The organism is Nostoc sp. T09 (assembly GCF_002154695.1).
Lineage (GTDB): Bacteria > Cyanobacteriota > Cyanobacteriia > Cyanobacteriales > Nostocaceae > Aulosira.
Genome location: NZ_MTAV01000037.1, coordinates 1 through 5,892, shown reverse-complemented (window position 1 = coordinate 5,892; position 5,892 = coordinate 1). Strand labels below are relative to the sequence as shown.

Sequence of the window (5,892 nt, the reverse complement as noted above, 5' to 3'; positions counted from 1 at the left end):
GGAGTTAGAATTCAGAATTCAGAAGTAAAACAGTCTTTATGCTTGGGTTTGAGGCTTAGGCTCTGTACTTCACTAACTTGAAATTCGCTGTAAATTTATTGAATTTTGGCGTGTCCAGCAAAAACAAAATGTATATCTCGGTTTCCTTTAGTTTTGTCAGGCCACTTCACCCAATAATGATGTTCTTCAAAACGAGCATCTAACACTGGGTACTTTCCTGGAGAAATCTCAATTAGAGACTCTTTAGGTAGTTCTGATGATTGATCTGAGGATGGTTTTAAAATAGTTGGTGTTGTAATCTCCAAAAAGTGTTCTTTATCAGATTTGACTGTCTCTTCTGCTGATTCACCAATTAATCCATCTTTGATGGCTTCAGCCATTTTTTCAGCATCAAAGATATCCATATCTGTTTGAGAGTCACAAAAGCAACACTCAACTAGAATAGCTGGCATGTGTGTATTTCTTAAGACCGATAAACTTGTATTTTTAACACCTCTATTATTAAATCCAAGTTTCACTATTTCTTTGAGAACTGATTGTGCTATACCTTTGGAAGCGTTACTAATAGCAAAAACTTCTGTACCATTAACTTTATTGTTAAAGGCATTAAAATGTATAGAAACAAAAAGATTCACATTATTTGCATTCGCTTTATTAGCTCTTTGAAGTAGAGAATCAGTTACACTACTAGCTGTCTTAGGAGTACAATCAATAACGGTATGACCAGCGGCTGTTAATTTCTGGATTAGTAGTGTACCAACTGCTTTAGTTAAAATATCTTCTTTCTTAATACCTAATGCTCCTGTGTCTGGGGGGCAATTGTGTCCTATATCAATACCAAATTTCATAATTTATCTCCTGGTTATTAGCTGGAAAAGGAATTTATCTGTAGGGGCAATTCCATATAGTAATCCAAGAGCGATCGCCTCGGCGGTGAGAAAAAGTGAGTAATTACTGTAAAAAAATGTAAAGCTTACCGTAATCTGCTTTTGAAAAGGTGAAATCTCACGAAGTTCACGTAATACAGAAGCTGATTGACAATGAAGGCACAAGAGGCCCTAAACCTAGCCGATACTCTCCTATGCTCTAATCAGTTTGGGCAAAGGCTCAATGACATTCAATCTGCGGTGTTTGTGGCAAGTTGGCTGGGACGCACTTATGCAGAAATCGCAAAACAGTTGAGTTATGAACACGACTATATTAAGCAAGTTGGTTCCCAGTTGTGGCGATCGCTTTCTTTGGTAGTTGGGGAAGAAGTCTCTAAAAAAAATATTCAAGCTGTTTTGCGTCGCTATCAACATTTACAAAGCAGTAAACAGCTATCTTCAGCACAAATAGTTAGTATTTCCTAATTTTACGAGCAGCAAATTCGATTGCTGCTCAATCAAAGCATTAATCATGTGGCTTACAGCCAGTACTTGGGATAAGTCCTCTCATGTGCCAGATTATTGAAAACCACAGCGCAGAGTACCAGAATTATCGAACCTTCCAGTGTAGGTGTGAATAGAAATTGCCATTGAGCCTTTGTCATCATCACAACTAATGCAACTGCTCCCGAAGGCGGGTGTAAAGTTCCAGTAAACTGCATCATCCCAATAGCTGTCGCCACTGCCATGCCCATCGCCCAGGGTTCCGAACCGAAAAGATGCAGAATAGTTAAGTTAGTGAGAATTTGACTGGGGCCAACCGAGGGTAAGCCAATATCACCCCGTCAGCTAATCGTCATTTATTTTACCGAGTAATTAGCTTGCAGTAAGATTTTTAGCCCTGATTTTATGTGAATTAAATTTATCCATTTAACCTGGTTTCCAATAAATTAGAAAAATCTGTATCTTTAGATACTTTTTACAGTTTTCTTGAGAAATGTCATGTTATTGTAACTTTAATAAAGTCTTGCTCAGTCAATTCAGAGAGTCATAATTATCAAGTGGTTCATGATCGACTATAAAAAAATTCGGTTGAAATGGGAAAATTATTGGTTTAAAACCTTTGGCAGATGGCGTTCATGTCCGCTGACCTGTCCAATAGAAAGACCTCATCATCGGCACGTTTTTTGGAGTTGGATTGGTAGTTTCTTGGCGATCACTGCAACTTCTTACCTTGCTGTAAAAACTAATTCTCCTTTGCTGATGGCTCCTTTTGGTGCTACAAGTGTCTTGATATTTGGTGTCCCTGAAAGTCCTTTGGCTCAACCTCGCAATGTCATTGGGGGTAATCTTTTAGCTGCTATCGTGAGTCTGATAATTCTGCATTTTCTCGGTTCTTCTCCCTTGGCAATGGGAATGGCTGTTTCTAGTGCAATTGGAATCATGCAGCTTACCGGAACCCTACACCCACCTTCGGGTGCTGTTGCATTAGTCGTCATGATGACGAAACCAGACTGGCAATTTCTGCTCACACCTGCTTTCGAGGGATCGATGATTTTAGTGCTATGCGCTGTGATCTTCAATAATTTAGCGGCAGAGAGGACATATCCAAAACACTGGTTTTGACTCTCTCTAGCAAAGCAGAGCATCCTTAAGCATCGAACAAAAAATAATTTTCAACACCGGAAAGTTTTATGACACAAGCTTGGACTGTCAGCTTTAGCCCGGATGGTCAGATTCTCGTTAGTGGTTCTCAGGATGGCAGCATAAATTTGTGGGATGTTAAAACCGGGAAACTCATCCGTACACTCAAACACTCAGAACCAGTGATTGGTGTAGTCTTTAGCCCAGATGGACAAACTCTCGTTAGTAATCTCGATCTCGGAGCTATCATCAGGTTGTGGAATTGGCGTACTGGAGAAATCATCCGCATAAATGATGATCCTGACGCTTATCAAAAGGGATTTAGGAACTTCAAGACTCAACCAGCCACTTTTAGCCGGGATGGCCAGACCTTATTTGCTACAAATGTCTCCCTGACCGATGCAGATTTAGCATCAAAGGGAAGAGGAAGAATGCTGTTCAATGCCGAATGGCACTAAGAAAAGATGAAACCCTTGTCAGGGCTGGGTGTAGGGTATTGGGTGTAGGAAAAAATGAAAAAAATTAGAAACAAGTGCGAACATTAATAAACTTCTTCGTCACTACACCCCACACCCTACACCCAAAAGCTTTATAAGTAAAGGATTTAGCGTTATCTTAGTGCCATTCGTTCAATTTCTCTTTGCTTCTTCCCAACTCAGCTTCCCTGAGTCATTTTGTGCTTTTTAGTCTAAAGTCCAGATAAAAGACTGGCGTAAAGCAAGGGGGGACACTGCGCGAAGCAGAGGCTTGTTGCAGACATCGCAAAATTTTCAAAATTCTTACTTTAGATAGGGGAATTTCTGCTTGAGTTTGAGCCAGCTTGAGAGTAGGAAAATTGTTGCCATGGCTGCTAAGAACTTGAACAACAGTAGCAGTTCTAATAGCAACAAACAAAGTGAGTCGTTTCCGGGATGAGTAATCCCGGAGGTTTCCCAAAATCTCTAATAAATGGGGAGTAATACTATGGGAGCACGCTACTTTGCCCTAATTAGCGGCATTGTGTTTATATTAATTGGCATTTTTGGCTTTATACCAGGAATGGTAGCAACGCCTGGTGTTGCTGGACCTGCAATTGTGTTTAAGGCTGGATATGGTTACCTGTTGAAAACATTTGCCATTAATGTTCTGCATAACATTGTGCATATAGCTGTTGGTATTTGGGGATTAGTTTCCTACCGCACCTATATTAGAGCGCGCAATTACGGACGGGGTTTGGCAATCTTTTATGGAGTGCTGGCAGTTATGGGATTGTTGCCAGTTCTGAATACAGTATTTGGCCTAATTCCAATCTTTGGTAACAACATTTGGCTACATGCAATCACAGCATTGATTGCTGCCTATTTTGGATTCAAAACACCCAGTCCAGCAGAACTGCGAGAGCACGAACGCGAGATGGTATCAGGTCGCTATCGCGATCGCTTCTAATTATGAAAGATTCCCGACTTGTTTATGAAGTCGGGAATCTAGTTAGCTAAAGCATTTTTTCTAAGAATTGCTTGGCGCGATCGCACTGAGGACTTTGGAAAAACTGGTTGGGAGTGGTATCTTCTGCCAACATCCCTCGATCGAGAAACATAATGCGACTAGCTACTTCTCTGGCAAATCCCATTTCATGGGTAACAATCGCCATTGTGATTCCTGTGTGCGCTAAAGCTTGCATGACTTCCAGCACATCTTTGACCATTTCTGGATCTAAAGCGGAGGTGGGTTCATCAAATAAAATCATTTCTGGTTCCATTGCCAAAGCGCGAGCGATCGCTACTCTTTGTTTTTGTCCTCCTGATAGTTTAGATGGGTAGACATCTGCTTTTTCCTCTAAACCCACTTTTGTCAGTAACTCCAGCCCTTTACTTTCGGCTAACTGTCGATCTACTCCTTTCACCTTAATCGGAGCATAGGTGATATTCTGCATGACTGTCATGTGCGGAAATAAATTAAAGTGTTGAAACACCATCACTAACTGTTGTCGAACCTGAGCGATATTTATTTTGGAATTAGTAATTTCTTGCTTGTGAAAATAGATTCTGCCTCTAGTGGGGCGTTCCAACAAATTCAAGCATCTTAGAAAGGTAGACTTCCCCGAACCAGAAGGGCCAAGAATCGCCACAACTTCACCTTAGTGAATATCTGTAGAAATATCTTTGAGTACGTCGAGTTTACCAAAGGATTTACACAAGAATTCTGTACGAATTAAGGCTTCACTCACTTTGTCTCAACCTCCTTTCTAAAACAGATGCACTCCTAGTCAGACCCATCACTAAAACATAGTAGATTAACCCTGCAAACAGCAGTGGTTCAAAGTAAATATATTTATTCGCTCCGACAATTTGGGCACTGCGTAATATTTCCACTACACCAATTGTTGATACTAAAGCTGAGTCTTTCAATAATCCAATAGTTTCATTTACCAATGCTGGGAGAATATTCTTCAATGCTTGGGGCAAAATAATGTCCCACATCATCAATCGGTAAGGAACACCCATAGACATCGCCGCTTCAGTTTGTCCTTTATCTACGGCTTGAATTCCACCCCGAATGGTTTCCGACATATAGGCCCCAGAGTTGAGAGTAAATGTTAGCACCCCTGCCTGTAAAGCCGAGATATCATAGCCTGTCAGCTGGGGCGTCGCATAGTAAACCAAAGCCAACTGTAATAGTAGAGGTGTGCCACGAAATACAGAGGTGTAAGCATTAGCCAGCCAAGTAAGGGGCTTGATAGCAGTAATTTTGCATAAAGAGAGAACTGTACCCCAAATTAACCCAAGAAATACTGAAAAGAGCGTAAACAATAACGTCAGAGGGATGCCTTTAAGAATAAAGGGAATGTCTGGGAGAATCCTTGTAAAATCTAGATTCAGTCCGCCTTTGGCAGCAGATGAGGATACAGTAGGGGCTGAGGTATTTTGCGTAAACCACTTAGTTACTAATTTTTCTAGTTCGCCTTTGTCCTTCATTTGTTGCAGACCTTGATTAAAAGGTTCTACAAAAGTGGAACCCTTAGGAAAAGCGATCGCCGATCCACTCGCCTCTTCTGAAGGAATGACGCTAAACTCTAATTCTGGGTTAGCTTGAGCAAATCCCCTGGCAACAGTATCCTCAACAATTGCCGCATCAATTCGTCCTGATTTAAGTTCTTGAATGATTTCCGGTACTTTATTAAGTTGCTTGAGTTGAATACCTGTAACTTTTTGGGCAATTTTTTTAGCATTTTGCTCTTGGATAGTTCCCAGTTGAATGCCAACTTTCTTCCCGGCTAAATCTTGAGGCTGTTTGAGGTTGCTATTTTTAGGAGCGACAATAGTATCTTTTGCTTCGTAATAAATAATAACCCAAGTTGCCAGTTACAAAATCAGACTGGTGAACTGGTGTCAAAAAGGCAATA

At 40.8% G+C, this 5,892-nt stretch carries 7 protein-coding genes and 1 pseudogene; 4 read left to right on the top strand and 4 right to left on the bottom strand.

All coding sequences use genetic code 11. The annotated features are described in order from the left end of the window. Positions 1-95 precede the first annotated feature (95 nt). On the bottom strand, positions 96-848 hold the full coding sequence (locus BV372_RS09845; protein WP_086686287.1) for an N-acetylmuramoyl-L-alanine amidase: 753 nt from the start codon (positions 846-848) through the stop codon (positions 96-98). A 192-nt stretch (positions 849-1,040) separates the two neighbouring features. Here BV372_RS09845 and BV372_RS09840 point away from each other — a divergent pair, with 192 nt between their 5' ends. Beyond that, positions 1,041-1,352: a hypothetical protein gene (locus tag BV372_RS09840; protein ID WP_086686285.1), complete on the top strand. Its 312-nt coding sequence runs from the start codon at positions 1,041-1,043 to the stop codon at positions 1,350-1,352. A 53-nt stretch (positions 1,353-1,405) separates the two neighbouring features. On the opposite strand, the gene BV372_RS09835 is transcribed toward BV372_RS09840, so the two are convergent. Beyond that, a complete protein-coding gene (locus tag BV372_RS09835) occupies positions 1,406-1,654 on the bottom strand; it encodes an HPP family protein (protein ID WP_373270757.1) in 249 nt (82 codons plus the stop codon). Between the two features lie 280 nt (positions 1,655-1,934). On the opposite strand from BV372_RS09835, the gene BV372_RS09830 reads away from it, so the two are divergent. The 3 genes from BV372_RS09830 (at position 1,935) to BV372_RS09815 (ending at position 3,935) form a co-directional block, all read left to right on the top strand. Continuing rightward, entirely contained in the window at positions 1,935-2,492 is a 558-nt protein-coding gene (locus BV372_RS09830) for an HPP family protein (RefSeq protein ID WP_086686281.1), read from the top strand. A 68-nt stretch (positions 2,493-2,560) separates the two neighbouring features. Next, the gene (locus BV372_RS09825; protein ID WP_256973142.1) at positions 2,561-2,968 is read left to right on the top strand and encodes a WD40 repeat domain-containing protein; all 408 of its coding nucleotides are present in this window, start codon (positions 2,561-2,563) and stop codon (positions 2,966-2,968) included. Positions 2,969-3,473: 505 nt separating this feature from the next. After that, positions 3,474-3,935, top strand: coding sequence for a DUF4383 domain-containing protein (locus BV372_RS09815; protein ID WP_086686277.1), 462 nt, complete (start codon positions 3,474-3,476; stop codon positions 3,933-3,935). A gap of 46 nt (positions 3,936-3,981) precedes the next feature. Here the strand turns inward: BV372_RS09815 and BV372_RS09810 are convergent. Both BV372_RS09810 and BV372_RS37490 read right to left on the bottom strand, forming a co-directional pair. Beyond that, positions 3,982-4,716, bottom strand: a pseudogene (locus tag BV372_RS09810) (amino acid ABC transporter ATP-binding protein). Beyond that, on the bottom strand, positions 4,709-5,809 hold the full coding sequence (locus BV372_RS37490; protein ID WP_373270756.1) for an ABC transporter substrate-binding protein/permease: 1,101 nt from the start codon (positions 5,807-5,809) through the stop codon (positions 4,709-4,711). Before BV372_RS37490 ends, BV372_RS09810 begins: the two are co-directional and overlap by 8 nt. Between the last annotated feature and the right edge of the window lie 83 nt (positions 5,810-5,892).